The organism is Flagellimonas marina (assembly GCF_042651185.1).
Lineage (GTDB): Bacteria > Bacteroidota > Bacteroidia > Flavobacteriales > Flavobacteriaceae > Flagellimonas > Flagellimonas marina.
On sequence record NZ_JBHSCL010000004.1, the window covers coordinates 1,558,866 to 1,576,784 of the forward strand.

Sequence of the window (17,919 nt, forward strand, 5' to 3'; positions counted from 1 at the left end):
CTAGCTTTCTTTAATCAATTTTCCGTTTTCAATAGCAATGGTTCGGCTGCAAAGGCGCTCCCATTTTGGATTTTCACTCACGATGACCAAAGCCCATCCATTGGAGGCATCGGTTAAAAATTCCATGATTTTATCGGCTTCCATTTCTGTAAACTGGTCCAAGGGGTCTTTCAAAATTAAAAGTTTGGGTCTACGCACAACACTCCTTGCCAGTACAATTTTCTTGGATATGGTATATGGAATCTTTTTCCCTTCGGGATACAAGATGGTCTGGAGCCCCTTGGGTTGTTCTTTTACAAACTGGGTCAGCCCTGTTTTCTCAATGGCCCAGTATACGTCTTCCATGGGAATTGATGTGTCACCAAAGGTGATGTTGTCCAACATGGTACCTTCAAATGGGTATTCTTCGGTAAGGGATTGCCCCAAATAAGTTCTATACTTATTAAGAAATATACCCTTTAAATCTACATTGTTCACGTAAATTTTGCCCTCAGCGGGTTCCAAGATACCTGCAATTAAACGAAGTAAGGTAGAGCGGCCAGACCCACTGGGTCCTTTCAGCAAAATGGAGCATTTTGGCGTGATGGTAAAGGATATATCATCCAAAATCTTCTTTTCCCTTCCCGGAACCTTATAGACCACATTATGCAGTTCTATGGTCATTCCTTCATTTTCCTTGAACGGTGTTTCTCCTTCTTGGGGCTCCAATTCCTTGTCCACCACTTGACCCAATTTTTCGAGCGATGTCAATAAGTCATAAAAGGTTTCTAGTCCAGTAATGAGCTTTTCAACGGAATTGATGACCAAAAGGATAATGATTTCGGCTGCTACAAACTGACCAATGTTCATTTGCTGATCAAGCACCAAAAGTCCACCAATCAAAAGCAAACCAGCCGTGACTAAAACCTTGAATCCGATCATTTGAATGAATTGCAGTACAATTACCCTAAAATGACTTTCTCTAGCCTCCAAATATTTATCCACAAGCCTATCATTCTTGTCCATGGCATGGGAGGTTTTTCCTGAAAGCTTGAAGCTAATGATGGACCGGGCAATTTCTTGAATCCAATGGGCTACTTTGTACTTGTTCTTGGATTCATCCAAACTGGTTTCGAGACCTCTTTGCGCGGTAAATTTGAACACCACATAAATCAACAATACCAAAAGTAGACCGTAAATGATGAAAAACGGATGGTAAAAAGAGAGCAGAATCAATCCAAAAATAATTTGGAGTAATGCTGCAGGGAAGTCGATCAGTATTTTGGATAAGGATTTTTGAATTGTGAGAGTATCAAAAAACCGGTTGGCCAGTTCCGGTGGATAGTAGTTGCTCAACTGACTCATCCGTATTTTTGGAAAACGGTACGCAAATTCAAAAGAAGAGCGAGTAAAAATTTTCTGCTGAACGTTTTCTATGATCCTAATCTGCATCAATTGCAATGCTCCACCAAAAGCCACACCCAGAGTCACCAAAATTACCAGAACCACCCAAGAAGTACTTATCTGGGCGCCCTGAATCAGGTTAATGATAGCCTGTATTCCCAGAGGAAGGGATAGGTTTACCAATCCTGCAAATATTGCATAATAGAATACTTGAAAAATATCCTTTTTGTCCAAAGTGAGCATGCGAATCAATCGCTGCCATGTGGTTAAAATGTCTTTACCCATTCGTCTCTAGCTTTAAAGTTCGGTCAATTAAATCTGTAAAGTATTCCAAAGGTGATACAGATTCATTACAGTTGGTTAGGGCAGGAAAATGTTCTTTTAGAAAATATTGATGCAAGGATCCCTCAAAAATTGTGCTGGCAAGGCTAATCGGGTAAGGGTATTCACGGTCTACTGCCTCAATCATTTCCGTGAGTCTATTGACCAATCGCTTGTAGACCAAAAAATAGCCTTCCTTGTTTTCTTTATCCACTTCCTTGGTGAGGTAGGATTTTGAATATTCATTAATTACGATTTTGTTTAAAATGACCTCATTGATATGTAAGAAAGTGGTGTCTTCTTCAACCTTCTGGGTGAGGATTTCAATGGCTCTCCTCAATTTCTTTTCATTATCTGAAATACCATAGGTGGCAAATACCATCCTGTACTCCAACCAACCCCAATACCACGAGGCCAGATAGAGTAAAAGTTTATGCTTGTTCTCAAAATACCGATAAATGGAACTTTCATTGGATTGAATTGCAGTGCCCAATTTTTTAAAAGTAAAACTTTCAAATCCCATCTCATTAATCATCAATATACTATGCTCAACAATTTTCTTTCCTAACTCTGATGATTCAGGATCTTTTAAATATAGGTTTTCATTAATTCCCATACGCAGAGACTGCATTAATCTTTCCATTTTTATGTGCATTTTGAGATTAATCATCGCAAATATAAAAGTATTACTATTACATTATAATAGTTTAACTTTCAATTAACGGTTACAGTCTTTATTTCGATTTGCTTAAAACCACTGAAAATAATCAATATGCAGGGTGCCTTGCTAAAATAAATCCAGCTTTTGTAGAGCTCTTGGGTATTCAGAAGAAGAGTTGCATTCTAAATTAATCTCTGAATTTATTTGTCATGAGAATAGGGAACGTTCTGGTGCACAAAGGGAAAAGTTGATTGAAAATGTACCGTTGGTCAGTTTTAAGAACCACTATGTGTGTAAATCAGGAGACTTGGTTTGGTGGTTTGGCTGCATTGGACTTCAATACCAATGAGAAATGCACGATTGATCTAGACCATTTAGGTGGAGAGTGCGGTAAATGAGGGAACTATTTTTACAAGCATATTCAAAGGATACTACCCAATTCCTGAATATTGAATAATACTAATCATAAATTGATCTCAAGACCTATTGGGCAGTGGTCCGAACCATACACATCTGAAAAAATGCGCACGGATTCCACTTTGTCCATCAACTGTGGACTGATCAAAAAATAGTCAATTCGCCATCCCACATTTCTTTCCCTGGACTTGAATCTATAACTCCAATAGGTGTAGGCAACTTCATCAGGATGCAATTTGCGAAAGGAATCCACAAACCCCGAGTTCAAAAAATTGTCCATCCCATCTATCTCAGCTTGGGTATAACCAGCGGTCTTATTGTAGTTTGATTTGTCATTCTTTAGGTCAATAGGTCTGTGGGCCACATTAAAATCTCCACAAGCAATAACCGGTTTACTGGCTTCCAGATTTTTGAGATACTTAAGGAAGTCCGCATCCCACGTTTTACGGTAGTCCAACCGGTCCAATTGTTGTCCGGAATTGGGAACATATACATTGACCAAAAAGAAATCATCATATTCTGCACATTGAATCCTTCCCTCGGCATCGTGCGCAGGAACACCCATATCGTTTTTTACCGATACAGGGCGCCTTTTACTCAGTAGTGCTGTGCTGGAATATCCCTTTTTTTCTGCTGAATTTGAAAAAACCTCATAATCTTTTAAGTCTTCCAACTCTTTCTCAGTTTCATGTTCCTGTGCTTTTGTCTCTTGAATACAAAGCACATCTGGATTGATTTTATCAATAATTTCCGAAAAGCCTTTTTTGGCGATGGCACGGATTCCGTTTACATTCCAAGAAAGAATCAGCATAGGGTTCTCTTTAATTTGAATAGTTTTTAAAGATAAGTGATATGGATGATTATCTCAGAAAATATTCCAAATAGAAGAAATGTATCTTAAATGGGTTGGTTTACATACAAACACGTTAAGTGTATTGTACTACATCAATTTTATGATTTCTTTGGTGCATGACTCTATATACCGCTGAGAACCGGAGTTTCCATCTGAAGGGAAGGATATAGACCACTATCCTGTGAAAGTGTGTTCTTATATTCTATCAAAGCCATCACCAATAGATTGTCTCCTATATTTTGCAAATCATTTATCATGGGAGGTATTACTACATTCTGAGAAACGCATTCGCCTTTTTCAAACATCATCAGTGAAATTCTCCCATCAGAAAATCTAGTAATGGCCTCTCCCCCTGACAAGGAAACCAACTTAAAACTGTTCTTCATCAATCTAAAAGGTGTCCTTTCATAAGACTCGAGTATTATCAACCCGATTTTGACGTTCTTGGATTGGTAAATTCGATATTCATTGAAATCCTCGCAAGTTTGCAACTGATGGAGTTCGGCTAAATCCATCGTATCCCAGGAATCAAAATTTTCCTTTCTGCTTAATTCAACATATTTCATTATACATGGCGTTACCCATTACTACTTTCTATTTTGCTTGAAAATGTTCCAAAAAATATACACGGTTACTGAAATACATATGGGAACGAGAACCAAATCTGTTCGTATTAGTTTGTTTTTTATGGAAGTGTCCAATCCATTAAAATCCATTATATGCATAGTAACCGTTAACCACATAATAACTACCAATACGAAAAGAAGACCATCTATGAGTTTCATGAACTATTGCGTTTGATATAACTATTTAATTTAAAGCGGGCATAAAATCCTCAAGAATCTTTTGAACCATCTCACAGGATAAAGGTTTACTTAAAAACCCTTGACATGCGCTGTGTCTATCAGCATCAATCCTGTCCTTTACGTTGGTTGATGATGAAAGCATAAAGATCTTTGTCTTGGTTAAACTTTTGTTCTGCAACCTGCTGTATGCATCCAAAAATTCAAAACCACTCATTTCGGGCATATTAATGTCCAGTAATATGATGTCTGGTATGAAATGGTAATCTGAGCTAGTACCGATACTCAAAGAGCTTAGGAAATCCAATGCCTTTTTTGCCCTAATGAAGGTTAGGATTTCCACATCGCCCACTGTACGCTCAATAAACTTACGATTAACGAACAGGTCAATCTCGTTGTCATCAATCAACATAAAGTTTAATCCCATGATTCAATGGTTTAATTTTTTCAATCTAATTTGGACTGCAATTCGTTTTGTAATGTCTAACATCTTCAACACATAAAGATTCTTCGTTTTGGAGTTGAGCTTGCTCGTTCCACACTCAACTGGCAATCTCTTTTAAGTTTTATGCCGGCATTTTAAGGTAAACCGTTCATTTCCTTTATAATCTTCATCAATTTTTCCCCCTTTTAAGAAATCTGAAAAAACCAGTTCTCTTAACTTTTCATCCATTACTTCCTTTTTAAAAGGGTGAGGTTGTGTGGCCATGGCATTTACTTTTGAAGCTTTCTTGTTTTATATTCTAAACAATGCTCTTGGGCCTCCTCCATATCATTACATATAATAAAAGGAGTTTTGGTATGATAGATCCTTTTGTAGGATTGCACCAATAAACTGATTGAGAGGGAGTTTACAACATATACTTCATATATGATATGAGATAGATTGTTGAAGCTTTTTGCCAACAACAGGCCTGCTTCACTGGAAAAAGTACCTTTAACGTCACGTAGGTCGATCAAAAAAGGCATGGGAGTCCCTGTGGATAAATCCGCAATTGTATCAAGATACAGTTGGGCAGTCCTTGAATCCAACTGATGCTGGGAATTAAAGTTGCGTATCTTTCCAAATAGGACCCCATTGCCCTTGGTCCAAAAAGTGGCATGTTTATGAATAATCATCTCTTCCATACGCCAATCACTTGCTGATTATCCATACAACCCTTTTTGAAACTGCCAAAACTATGGTCCAGTGCTACTTTGGGATTACTGTACAATGTGTTCCAAAAGGCGTTGCCCGTTGCAATACAATACATTGACAGTAGTATCCTCAAAGTATTGGACCTGACCAAAAATGATGTAGACAAGACTGAAAAATCTAACAACGATGGGGGGGATAAAATGGTAAACAGTCTAAAGGCTTCAAAATTTCCAACTTCCCTCAAATCAATCAACAAAGGGAGATATCTACCCTTTGACAAAGTCGCAATTCCACTTGCAAAAATTTTTGCGACATCATCTTCAAAAATTGCACCTTCACATTCCTTACTTATTGTACAATGAATGATATTAGAATCTATCCAAAATACAACTCCATCAATCTCAGTCATGCTTTAAATCATTTGCAAAACACAAGACAATGGGTGTGCCAAATTAGATTTTATTCGACCAAATAAATTATAAATAATTGAATGTCAATATTTTAAATAAATTTTTATACTGCAAGGTCATAAGTAGGGGTCACGGTATACCGTTTTTATAAAAGTAAGAAATAACTTACTTCGCGGTATTCCGTGGGCATTTACTTCTTTTTAATGCCCAATTTGGACATTTTATCTCGTAAAGTGCTTGGTTTTAAATCGAGTAGTGTAGATGCGCTATCAGGCCCTGAAATTTTCCAATTGCATTTCTCCAAAATGCTGACAATATGGTTACGTTGGATGGCATCCAGTGATAGGTTATTGGATTTAATGGGCATTTTGGACTTTTGCATCTCAGATTCAAAGCCGGGAATCACCAATGTTTCACCATTGGAGAGAATGGAGGCCCTTTCTATTAAATTTTCCAATTCCCTAATATTTCCAGGCCAATCATAGGACCTTAGTTTTTCCATGGCCTCATCCGAGACATATTTTATCTGCTTTGCATACTCCTTGTTAAACTTGTCCACAAAATGTTCCACCAATAATGGGATATCCTCTTTTCGTTGTCGTAAAGGGGGGATTTCAATGGGAAAAACATTAAGCCTGAAATACAAATCTTCACGAAATCTTTTCTTTTCTATTTCTTCTTTGAGATTTCTATTGGTAGCGGCAATGACCCTGACATCCAATTTTTTTGTTCCCATTCCGCCAACTACCTCAATCTCTCCCTCTTGTAGGAAACGTAAAATCTTGGGTTGCATGTCTAAGGGCAACTCCCCTATTTCATCCAAAAACAAAGTACCACCATCAGCCAGTTCAAATTTTCCCACCTTATCGGTGAAAGCACCTGTAAAAGAACCCTTTTTGTGCCCGAACAACTCACTTTCTATAAGTTCACGCGGTATGGCGGAACAATTCACTTTAATCAATGGTTTGGTGCTCCTGGCGCTAATATTGTGCACCGCTCTGGCCAAAAGTTCCTTACCTGTACCGGACTCTCCCAATAATAACACGGTGGCATTGGTCGCGGCTACTTTCTCTACTTCACTGAGTACATCACTGAACTGGGCACTACCATACACCATTTCCTCAAAATTGAACACCAAGTCGAGCTCATTCCTTAGATAAGTGTTTTCCTGTTCCAATTGATCTCTTAGAACATTTAATTCTGCATTGGCTTTGGACAGTTCCTGATTGGAAAGAACAAGTTTATCTTCGGCCACTTTCCGCTCATGGCTCTCAACCATCATGGAAACTATGTTTGCAATGGAAGTGGCAAATTCCTGTTCATCCGCCGTCCAATCTCTCGTTTCGTCCCCCACATGTTCAAAACAAATAATTCCATAATAGCCACTTGTACTATTGATGAAAACATCCATCAGTGATTTTATGTTATTGGGAGACAAGTAGTCTTTAGTGAACAATTTAGTGATACTATTGTTTTGGGCGTCCGTTACCCTTACAGTTTGATTTTTGTTCAAGGCCTCAAAATAGTTGGGGTTACCCTCTTTTTTTAGCAGCATTCCATGTGAATGTCCATCTTGATCCAAATCGTAAAGGTTTTCACAGTAAATCTCACTTTTATCAGCATTGAAACTCCAAATACTTACACGACCAACATTTAAGGTTACCGCGGCCAACTCTGTAATTTGATTTAGGGAGCGTTTGAAATTTTTACCGACAAGACCAGCCAATTTTAGAATAACGTCTTTTTTTTCTGAGGACTTTAAGGCACTTTCCTCCAAGGCGGCTTTCGCCTTTACCTCTTCAGATATGTCCTTCATGGTTCCGAAAAGGGCTATAACCTCACCCGTATCATCGGTTATATTTCCCGTTAAAAAGGTTGCCAAAAACTTTTCGCCATTCTTTCGAATAAACTCAAATTGGAACGACGGGGCCTCACCTCTTGCTACCTTTTGGTTGGTCTTGGCTATTGTTTCAAAGTCTTCTGGTTTAACAAAAGGGTAAGGCAAATTGAGCCCTATGAGTTCTTCTCTGGAATAACCAAGAATATTACAGGTGGATTCATTTACCAAAATAATTTCACCCTCAAGATCTACAATGATAAGCCCCTCTTGCATGGACATAATGAGTTTATCTGTAAACTCTTTGGCCATTTTTAAATCCAGTTCGGCCTTTTTACGCTCAGTGGTATCAATGATCGTTGCAAAATAGGAATGAACATCTCCATTCGGACCTTGCATTAGAGAAACCATTACATCCACATTAAAACGGCTTCCATCCTTGCGCATATAGACCGTCTCAAAATTGTCCAGTTGTTCTCCCCTTTCAATTTTCTCATGCCTTAAATTGGACTCATCCTCAATTTCTGGAGGGGAAAAAGGATAAGGGCATTGTTTCCCTATCAGTTCTTCCTCGGAAAAACCCGACATCTTGCAAAACGAAGGGTTTACACTTGTTATTTCGGTCTCCAAATTAAACACCACCAGTCCTTCATGCATCGATTCAATAAGCCCTTCAGAATATTCCTTGGCTGCTCTTACCTCTAGTTCCGCATTTTTGCGTTGTGTAATATCTCTAATAACACCAATCAAAAACTTGTTTCCCTTTTCGTCAACAAACCGGGTTTTCTTGGTAGAAATAACTTTTGTTTTACCTCCTCGAACGGTAAGACTCTCTTCATTGACATTCTCGATTCCTGTTTCTATTACCTCCCTATCAATTTTTAAAAAACTTTCCCTCTCCTCTGGTGTTACATCTTCAGCCAATGTCTTGCCCAAAATATCCTTGCGTGAGAGTCCGAACATTTCACAGAAAGCATCGTTTGCCAACAATAATCGGCTTTGGTCATCTTTTACAAAGAGGGGGTCGCCAATATTGTTTATAATGTTGTCCAAGTACTTTTTACTGTCCAGTAAAAGCTCTTCAGTTCTTTTCTTTTCTGTTATGTCCGAAAAAAAGATGGTCAATCCTTCCTTGGAGGGGTAAAACCTATTTTCAAACCATTTATCTAAAGGTGAATAATAATGTTCGAGTTCCTGTTTTTGTTGTGTTTCAAAAGCCTTTATGGCCAAAGTATAAAACGGCATTTCAACCATATCCGGGAACTCTGTCCAAATATGCTTTCCAATCAAGTCCTCCGGTGTTCTATCCACAATAGCGGCAGCATTCTTATTGACATACGTATAGTGCCAATCCGTATCCAAGGAAACAATACCATCGCTAATGTTGTTTAGGGTAAAATCCAACTGGGAAACCAGTTCTTTCTCTTCTAGAAGGTAACTATACTTTCTTCTATAGTTTAAAACCGAAAATAAATCTTGGTTCACGGAGACATTCTGAATAGTGTCAATTTTTCCGTGTGTGATATCCCTCAACAATCCTAGATGGGCAATTATATTTCCTTCCTTATCCTTGATACTCGATGAGAAAATTGATACGGGAAAGTGACCTCCATCCTTACGCATATGTATAGTCTCGTGTTCACCTCTAATGCCCTCTTTCAAGGTTTCTTTGAATCCCATCAAAAAATCCTTCTTGAGCTCATCTGGCCAAAACGGAAAAGGCGCTTCTGCCCCTATCAGTACTTCTTTTTCAAAACCGGTCAGTTCACAAAGTGCCGAATTGACAATTATTATTTTTCCGTTGGCATCCGTTATTAGCAGTCCTTCACTTATGGATTCTACATAGATATCGGAAAAGCCAAGGTCTAATTTTAATTTTTGAACCAGTGTCTTGTTAATTTCACCCATACGTAACCTGATGTACTCCCAAACTTATAGATTGTAGAATTTTACGTGTTAATTTAAATATTTTTGGGGGAGCGAGCAATATTTTGCAATGAGCATATGCCTAAACAAAATGCATAGGGATCTGTCTGAAAATTTTCCTTTCCCTATATCAACTGAGTTAATTTACTAAAAATTTTGCTTTCATCCAATGCGACAGATAAGCCCAAAATGCCACGTAAAAAAGTGATCGAATTTAATGTGTAATCGACCCATCTCGACGTGAAATCAATATCTCCATATTGGAACGAATTGGATTTTCTGACTTGAGAAAGGATCAATTATTAGATAGATCGATGCATTGATTGTTCAATTGCATGATTGTTATACGCTGTTTAAAATGTATATGTTAAAAGGCCTCAGCAAGAAAACTTACTGAGGCCTTTTAAGTACTGGTGATCGCGGAAGGATTCGAACTCCAATCGCTACCCCTTGTTTTTATTAGCTTTTACCTTGCTTATGTTTTGTACTTACCAAACTACAGAATACTTTAAGTAATTGTATTTGGTGGATAGTAAATCCTTACATAAACCAGTAGTCTACAAAATACCAATTAGGGGTGCATCTACTTACTTATATTTTATCGATAACTGTCCCAACTGCCAAATAATTTTTATAGAATCCTTCATTGACAATTTTGAACCATCTGCATGAATCCATCTTTTTAAGGGTTGCTCGCAAATAAGCGAAGTTGCTTTTTCCTTTCCATACTTTTTCCCCATTCGTATAAAAATTTCCACATCGAACAACCATCTGGTTTTAAACGGTTTGTTAAATACATCCGAAACGGTATTTGGGCGCATTACCTTGGCACCACATTGCGTATCCTTAAAAGGCATTCCCAGAATTTTCTGAATAATCAGGTTTATGGTCTTACTGATGATTTTTCTAGCGGATTCTTTAGTGATATCGGCTCCCATTCTACTGATTCTAGAACCACTTACAATATCGAAGTTAGAACCTTCAATAGTACGAACCAGTTCATCGAAATCCGTAAAATCCGTGGAAAGGTCGGCGTCTAGATAACCTAGGTAATCAAACTGATCGTCTTGAGCCAAGTGCAACATTCCTTGACGCACTGCTTCCGCTTTTCCTCCATTCACTTTACAATCGTAAATACTGATGGCCTCTTCGTTCCCATTTCTTATTTCTTCCAACACCTCCAAGGTATTGTCGGTACTACCATCGTTCACAAAACACAGGTGGTATCCAGGATGCTTTTTGGCAAAATCCTGAAACTCTTTTCCAGATAATCGTTCAGCTTCATTGTAGCAAGGTATCACCACCCCAACACAATGTTTTTGAATCAATTGTAATTCCTTTTTTACCGATTGTTTCTCCAAAATGGGAGGACCTATGGTTCTTTTTACCCTTGCGACCATCTCATCCAAACCGATGGGTTTTTTCATGTAATCGGCGATACCAAGCTCAAAACTGTTCAAGATCACTTCCTCGTCATTATTTCCAGACATTACCATAATCGGAACGTTCATGTCAATATCCTTAAGTTGGTCAATCACTTCCAAACCGGTCATCTCAGGCATGTTCATATCCATAATGACCAAATTTGGCTGGAACTCTTTAAAGATTTCAATCCCTTCTTGTCCAGTAGTGGCAGTCTTTACCAAGTATCCAATCTCTTTAAGTTTTCTCTGTACGGATAGCAGTATTAATTGCTGGTCGTCTATTGCTAAAATTTTCATAGGTTAAGATTTAGGTTTTTGAATAATTTCTGAAGCAAATCTATAACTAGTTGACGTTTTAGATTGGCGAAAAAAGTTGGAAATCAATTAAGTGTAGACGAATGGTAAAATTGAGCCGATGGATAGTCCATTGGTTTTTCGACAATATTTCGACCTTTATACTGTTATATTTTCTGACAGATATCAATGCAAAAACAAACCAACATAACACTGGCAATTGCGCTGGTTTTTGGGCTTATTTTTCATGGGGCGAATATCTTTTTCACTTTAGAATCCACCTATGATGCCCTCATACACCTATTTTTTGCCGACCACTACGCAAACAGCTGGTTCGAACCATGGGATTATCGCTGGTACACCGGGTTTACCGTACAAGGGTATCCTCCATTGGTTCACCAGTTTATGGCTTTGCTTTCCTATGTAGGAGGGTTAAAGTTCGGATTGTTTACCATGGCCTTGTTTATCATTGCTTTGTTCATCACCGGAGCATACCGCTTTGCCTTGGTCATTACGGCCAATCGTAAAATCGCAGGATACACTGCCCTGCTTGCGGCATTTTCTTCCATGTTTTTGGAAACCTTGCACATTTTCGGACAATTGCCCAGTTTAATGGGTATTTCCATTTTAATGCATGCCCTGCCCGAAATCTACATGTGGATAAAGACCGGCAGAAAGTTCAAGTTGATTTCCTCGCTTTCCATGATTGCGGTTACTGTAACCTCCCATCATGTGACCCCAATTTTTGGTATGGTATTTTTTATTTTTCCATTGATAGGGTTGGTAATTATGGACGCCTGTAAGGAAGCTGTGGGCATCAACACCAAAATCACCTTCAAGGTTTTTTTGCAACAGTTCAAGAGATTGTTTTGGCGCATTGTTGTATTTGGTGGTGGTTCTTTAGTCGCCATTGTAGGTTGTATATTGCCCTATTGGGTCAATTCCAAAAAAAATCCGATTACACAGGTTCCGATTCCGCATGGATCTCGCGATAATTTTCTGGAGGTAACCTCTTCGGGCTTGGTCTTTTTTCTTATCCCATGGGGAGTACTCCTTTTTATATTGCCTTATCTTTTTTATCGATTCTACAGTAAACGATTATTGTTTTTCGGATTGTCCTTTTCCATGCTGACCCTATTGGGTACCGGAGGCACTACGCCCTTGCCCAAAATGTTGTTGGGAGATACCGCATTCAATATCCTTACGTTGGATAGATTTACGCTTTGGGCCACCATAATGGCGCTGCCCATTTTTGGCGAATTTGTATTTAGATTGGTAGAAGGTGACTTTAGACAACAATTGATAAAAGCCTTTAAAAAACCACTACATTATGTTTTGGCCGGTGGATTGGGCATCAGTTTTATTGCCATGGCCATTTTTACCATGAGCTTAAATTATTTTAGGCCCTCCCAGCCACAGAAAATAAACATGCTGCCCATTGTTAATTTTCTAAATCAAGATGAACACGATAAATGGCGCTATTTGCCGCTAGGGTTTGGGGATCAAATGGCCTGGCTGTCCGCACAGACCAATGCCATGACGGTAGATGGAAACTATCATTCTGCACGTAGGTTGCCCGAACTGACCACTAGGGCCATTGAACGGTTGGAGAATTCAAAATTCAGGGGTGTGGAGGGCATTGGTTCCCTACAGCAATTTTTGACCGTACCTGAAAAATACAATCTGAAATACATTTTTTCCAACGATAAGTTTTACGACCCCATTCTCTATTTCTGCGGATGGCAGCGCCTACAACAATTGGAGAACGGCATTATGGTCTGGGAGCGTCTCAACATCTCCCCTTTGCCCAAGGTAATTCCCAAAGATGACGTACCCAATTTCTTGAAACTGATGTGGGGACTGATTCCTGTAGGGACTTTGATTCTGGCGTTTATCATCAATATTCAAATTCCATGGTACTGGAAGCTTAAGGGAAAAGCTGCCCCGGTGGACGATTATTTTCATCACGCACCTAAATACAATGGGATTTCCACAGGACTTTCCTTTGTAAATGGAGTTTGGGCCATTGGTATTATCGGTATCTTCCTTTTTGGCATCTATCATTTTTATTTGGACAATGCTACCCAAATAAGCGCTAATAATGTAGTAAAAGCCTATTATGATGCCTTGGATTTTAAAGAATTTGAAAGAGCACATTCCTATTTAGACCCAGAAGAAGAAGTAAGTCTTTCTCAATATATGTTGGAAGTTTCGGTTACCGACGGCCTATTGAGTTCCTACGCCAAATTGGACGCAATCGGCATCACTGAAACCAAAACATCTGAAAATTATGTGGAAATGGAAGTGGCCACCAAATGGATCACGCCGTTGGAGAAAGTGGCCCGCAATTATCAACACACGGTCGTAAAAAAGAACGGACAGTGGTACATCAAACCCAAAAAAGTGGACAACGATATTCCGCCCAACCAATTGATCACGTCCAACCAAACCCAATATTACAACCATGGTCGTAGACGGATAACCACACAGCAAACCTACCATGAGGATATCCTTCGACAACCTATTTTAGAGGTATTGTCGGCAAAATTGGTAAAATATAAGGGCAGTTATAGTATTGTTGGAGAGCTTCAGAATATCGATAATGTACCTGCGGATGTCTCCATAAAAGGCACGCTGTACAATGAAAACGACAAGGAATTGGCACAGCACGATGTAAAATTCCATGCCAAACACAAGCTAATGCCAAAGGAAACCACATCTTTCCGAATAGATTTTGAAGGTATTGCGTGGTCGTCCACAAAGGATACCCTGCCCCCCACTTTTGATCCCGACCAATTTACCCCGATCAGCCTGGAAGAGCAACCCGTTACGTTTGACCTGCAATGTGCCGGCAACGTGGCCACTTCTGATCTATACAAATCGGTGGCCTTGCAAAACTGGCATTTGGACCAAAACCGATTAACCGGGACCTTATTTAATTACGGTACCCAAGAGGTGACCATACCTCAAATTTTGACCTCCTACTATTCGGACCAAGGCGATATTTTGTGGGTAGATCATCGTTTTACATTGGATGGCATCCGTATTCAACGGAAACAGAGCTTCGAAATTCCTATGTTGGACTTGAAAGAAATCGAGGTGATTGCAGAGGGTTTGGAAAACTGTTACGTAAACGGAACTCCCAATGCTGAAATCACGAACAATTATTTTTCGGATAGAAACGAAGCGGTTAAATGGGAAATGATGCGTCCTTACAACGGAGAAGGTTACCATTATTTTAAAGTGGAGTTGAACAATTATATCGGTAATCCCAAATAGATGAAATTTTGGCGATACATAGGACTAGTATGTTTAGGAGCAATCAGTTGCTCCAAACCTGTTGATGCCAATTTGGGAAAAACGGTAGAGGCCATTCAAATTATATCCACCCAAAAGGAGTTTATAGCCGGCGAAGCCATTACCCTTCAGTTTAATGGAGAAAAAGAGAACCAGCTCCTATTGATTCAAAATGGTTGGAGCACTATAGCCATCCCTGCGGATAGCACTCAAACCTCATTAACATTTTCACTTCCAGCAACTGTTGCCCAAAAAAGCGGGTGGGTGCAATGGAAATTAATTGGCAATGAAACGATAACCGCTACAGGTGACTTTTTCATAAGACCTAGTACTACCTTGGCCGTGTCCATGGAAACCTATTTGGGACCGACCAGCATTTTTGCGGATAAAAAAGACCAAGCCATGATCGTATCCTTGCCGCAGGACAAGTTTGGAAACCCCATGCCAGATAGTACTCAAATCACACTAACGGAAAAGTTTAAGTCCGATCAAAAAAGCACCACCACATCGGTACAGGATATGATTTCTTTTGCCTATGTGGGGAATAAAGCATCCGTAGGCGAACTCTTTATAGGGTCTCATCTAGAAAATCAAATATCCAAAGAGTTTACAGTGAGCGTTCTGCCCACTAAAGCTGCTGATTTCGCTATCAATTTTGAAAGACAGCATAGCTATGCGGATGGTAATCAGATAGTTTCCTTTACCACCTCAACCATTAGAGATCAAAACAATAATATTGTTGCCGATGGAACCTTGGTCAATTTTGTGGTCGAGGATGCCTCTGGCAATAGTTTACAGACGTACGGCACTACCTTGAACGGTGTTGCAACAGGCAAAATGCTCCATCCCGAGGCGGCAACGGAGTGGAAGGTAAAAGCACATATCAGCGGACTATCACAAAGCAATAGCCTAACATTGAATTTTGATGCAGCCGTAATGGATTATATGGTGGATAGCTCGAAAGATGGCCGATTCATAAGCGTTGGACCTATTCTTAGTTATATGGGCCAATGGGTTCCCGATGGTATGGGCATCCAATTGAAAATGCTAAACCCAGATGGGAAGTCAGTATTGACTTTAAGTAGTACCACAAGGAAAGGAATGGGAACATTTGAACTTCCCGAAGGGATAAATGCGAATACCCACAAGGGATTTGTAATTGTAGCAGGAATTAAAAAATCGGTTAACAATAAAACTGAATAATGGCTCGGAAAAACCTATATAGATCCTTGCTCTTATTGAGCTTTTTGGCCTTAAATGCAGGTATCATTTATGGTTTGGCGGCCGCTTGGAGTTTTCTGAACACTGGGGCGGACAAGTCTTCCATTCTTCATATTGGCGGTGCTATTGAAAAAGCCTATCAACCCAAAATCGTATGGATAACCAATGGGCAACGTGGCAGAAAAATATCCCAACAAGCCCTAAGCGAACTCGAAAAAGACTATATCAATGCTTGGTATGTAAAAAATATTGCCTTATCAACTTTTGACGTACTTGGAATTGAAGATTACTACACCGAAGACGCCAGAGAACATCTCAAACAATTAATCAAAGACAATCAGGACAATCAAGTTCGGATAGAAGCCACTACCCTAGCTCATCATCCTCGATTGGAGTTTTATAGTTTGGATGGGAAATTGGCCGTGCTTACCGATAACCATGTGGTTCAGGTTGAAAAAATATTTGCTAACGGGCAATTCCTGCAGCAACAAAAATCCACACATAGTTATCAAGTAATTTTAATGTTGGAAGATGGTTTTTGGCGGGTTCGGCAAATGGTTAAAAATCAAAATCCACCTGAAGTCCAAGCACAAAGGGAAGAGGTTTCATTCAATGTGAACTCATTAAAGGGAATCAACTATTATCCAAAGGATAACCCATGGGATATGTTCGGGAAGAATTTTGACAGCGAGGCCATCACTGCTGATTTTGAGACCATAACATCCCTAGGCTTAAATTCCATTCGGGTATTTGTTCCCTACGAAACATTCGGGGCTGCTTCGGTAAAAACTGAATATCTTGACCAGCTTGAAGAATTGCTAAACTTGGCACAACAAAACAACCTTAAAGTTTTGGTCACCCTATTCGATTTTTATGGGAATTATGAGCTAATGGACTGGACCTTGACGCACCGACATGCCGAAACCGTAGTTTCCCGATTACAAAATCATGAAGCTTTATTGGGATGGGACCTAAAAAACGAACCTGACCTCGATTTTGACAGTCGAGGCAAGGAAAATGTGCTGGGTTGGCTTTCGGAAATGGCACAACTCATTAAAAAAAAGGATAGCATCCACCCTATTACCATTGGATGGTTTGCCCCCGAAGCGGCCATGAACTTGTTCAATCAAGTGGATTTTGTTTCTTTCCATTATTACGAGGAACCAAAAAACCTAAAAGAACGAGTCGCTGCCTTGAAAGATGCCATTGGGGAAAAGCCCATGGTATTGGAAGAATACGGAAAATCGAGTTATAGCGGTATTTGGAATTTGTTTTCCAACTCAAAAGAGGCTCAAGCCAATTATTTGTCTGAAATACAAACTGTTTTGGAAGAGGAGCAGCTTCCTTCCTTTATTTGGACCCTACACGATTTTGAAACCGTGCCAACACAAGTGGTGGGTAGAAAACCCTGGCGAAAAGCACCACAAAAGCACTTTGGAATCATAGATGCCAATGGTGAGAAGAAACCGGCGTATAACACGGTCATAAAAAAAGAAAAGGGGACAACCAACTAAAGTTATCCCCTTTGACACTTAACCTAAAAACCTATGCGATTTACTAAATCGTGTCAGGTCGAGCCTGCCTTTGTCGGCAGACAGGCGCAGTCGAGACCTAGATGCAAGATTAAAACAACCAAGACTTCTCGACTGCGCTCGAAGTGACAGCAGTTTATATTTTCATAATGAGTAGGAACCCGCCTATCATACGGTCATAAAAAAAGAAAAAGGGACAACTAACTAAAGTTATCCCCCTTTCACACTTAACCTAAAAACTTCTCGATTTATTATATAGTGTCAGGTCGAGCGCAGTCGAGACCTACTTGCGAAATCAAAACAACCAAGACTTCTCGACTGCGCTCGAAGTGACAGTAGTTTACATTTTCATAATAAGTAGGAACCCGCCTATCATACGGTCATAAAAAAAGAAAAAGGGAC

At 39.5% G+C, this 17,919-nt stretch carries 14 protein-coding genes; 4 read left to right on the top strand and 10 right to left on the bottom strand.

Features of this window, described 5'->3' with window-relative positions; translation table 11 throughout:
* Together ACFOWS_RS10555 and ACFOWS_RS10560 are read right to left on the bottom strand one after the other, a co-directional pair.
* The gene (locus ACFOWS_RS10555; RefSeq protein WP_379764273.1) at positions 1–1,668 is read right to left on the bottom strand and encodes a peptidase domain-containing ABC transporter; all 1,668 of its coding nucleotides are present in this window, start codon (positions 1,666–1,668) and stop codon (positions 1–3) included.
* Positions 1,661–2,347, bottom strand: coding sequence for a TetR/AcrR family transcriptional regulator (locus ACFOWS_RS10560; protein WP_379764275.1), 687 nt, complete (start codon positions 2,345–2,347; stop codon positions 1,661–1,663). Before ACFOWS_RS10560 ends, ACFOWS_RS10555 begins: the two co-directional genes overlap by 8 nt.
* Positions 2,348–2,540: 193 nt before the next feature.
* On the opposite strand from ACFOWS_RS10560, the gene ACFOWS_RS10565 reads away from it, so the two are divergent.
* Positions 2,541–2,714 (top strand): hypothetical protein, encoded by a 174-nt coding sequence (locus ACFOWS_RS10565; RefSeq protein ID WP_379764277.1) that lies wholly within the window; start codon positions 2,541–2,543, stop codon positions 2,712–2,714.
* A 114-nt stretch (positions 2,715–2,828) separates the two neighbouring features.
* On the opposite strand, the gene ACFOWS_RS10570 is transcribed toward ACFOWS_RS10565, so the two are convergent.
* The 8 genes from ACFOWS_RS10570 to ACFOWS_RS10605 all read right to left on the bottom strand — a co-directional run bounded on the left by ACFOWS_RS10570 (position 2,829) and on the right by ACFOWS_RS10605 (position 11,470).
* A complete protein-coding gene (locus ACFOWS_RS10570; protein WP_379764279.1) occupies positions 2,829–3,593 on the bottom strand; it encodes an exodeoxyribonuclease III in 765 nt (254 codons plus the stop codon).
* 164 nt (positions 3,594–3,757) lie between these two features.
* Positions 3,758–4,201: a hypothetical protein gene (locus tag ACFOWS_RS10575; RefSeq protein WP_379764281.1), complete on the bottom strand. Its 444-nt coding sequence runs from the start codon at positions 4,199–4,201 to the stop codon at positions 3,758–3,760.
* Positions 4,202–4,445: 244 nt separating this feature from the next.
* Positions 4,446–4,865, bottom strand: a complete 420-nt coding sequence (locus tag ACFOWS_RS10580; protein WP_379764283.1) for a response regulator — start codon at positions 4,863–4,865, stop codon at positions 4,446–4,448.
* A gap of 132 nt (positions 4,866–4,997) precedes the next feature.
* Positions 4,998–5,147 carry a hypothetical protein gene (locus ACFOWS_RS10585; protein WP_379764285.1) on the bottom strand — a complete coding sequence of 50 codons (150 nt, stop codon included), beginning with the start codon at positions 5,145–5,147 and terminating at the stop codon, positions 4,998–5,000.
* A 5-nt stretch (positions 5,148–5,152) separates the two neighbouring features.
* Positions 5,153–5,566 carry a DUF7793 family protein gene (locus ACFOWS_RS10590; protein WP_379764287.1) on the bottom strand — a complete coding sequence of 138 codons (414 nt, stop codon included), beginning with the start codon at positions 5,564–5,566 and terminating at the stop codon, positions 5,153–5,155.
* Positions 5,554–5,985, bottom strand: a complete 432-nt coding sequence (locus tag ACFOWS_RS10595; RefSeq protein ID WP_379764289.1) for a hypothetical protein — start codon at positions 5,983–5,985, stop codon at positions 5,554–5,556. The genes ACFOWS_RS10590 and ACFOWS_RS10595 overlap by 13 nt, the downstream gene beginning before the upstream one ends.
* Positions 5,986–6,176: 191 nt before the next feature.
* The gene (locus tag ACFOWS_RS10600) at positions 6,177–9,731 is read right to left on the bottom strand and encodes a PAS domain S-box protein (RefSeq protein ID WP_379764291.1); all 3,555 of its coding nucleotides are present in this window, start codon (positions 9,729–9,731) and stop codon (positions 6,177–6,179) included.
* A gap of 605 nt (positions 9,732–10,336) precedes the next feature.
* Positions 10,337–11,470, bottom strand: a complete 1,134-nt coding sequence (locus ACFOWS_RS10605; protein ID WP_366588399.1) for a response regulator — start codon at positions 11,468–11,470, stop codon at positions 10,337–10,339.
* Between the two features lie 186 nt (positions 11,471–11,656).
* Here ACFOWS_RS10605 and ACFOWS_RS10610 point away from each other — a divergent pair, with 186 nt between their 5' ends.
* Genes ACFOWS_RS10610 through ACFOWS_RS10620 form a run of 3 tightly spaced genes read left to right on the top strand, consistent with a single transcriptional unit; the run spans position 11,657 to position 17,499 of the window.
* Positions 11,657–14,746, top strand: a complete 3,090-nt coding sequence (locus ACFOWS_RS10610; protein WP_379764293.1) for a hypothetical protein — start codon at positions 11,657–11,659, stop codon at positions 14,744–14,746.
* Positions 14,747–15,967 (top strand): hypothetical protein, encoded by a 1,221-nt coding sequence (locus ACFOWS_RS10615; protein ID WP_379764295.1) that lies wholly within the window; start codon positions 14,747–14,749, stop codon positions 15,965–15,967.
* A complete protein-coding gene (locus tag ACFOWS_RS10620; RefSeq protein ID WP_379764297.1) occupies positions 15,967–17,499 on the top strand; it encodes a cellulase family glycosylhydrolase in 1,533 nt (510 codons plus the stop codon). Before ACFOWS_RS10615 ends, ACFOWS_RS10620 begins: the two co-directional genes overlap by 1 nt.
* The last annotated feature ends 420 nt before the right edge of the window (positions 17,500–17,919 follow it).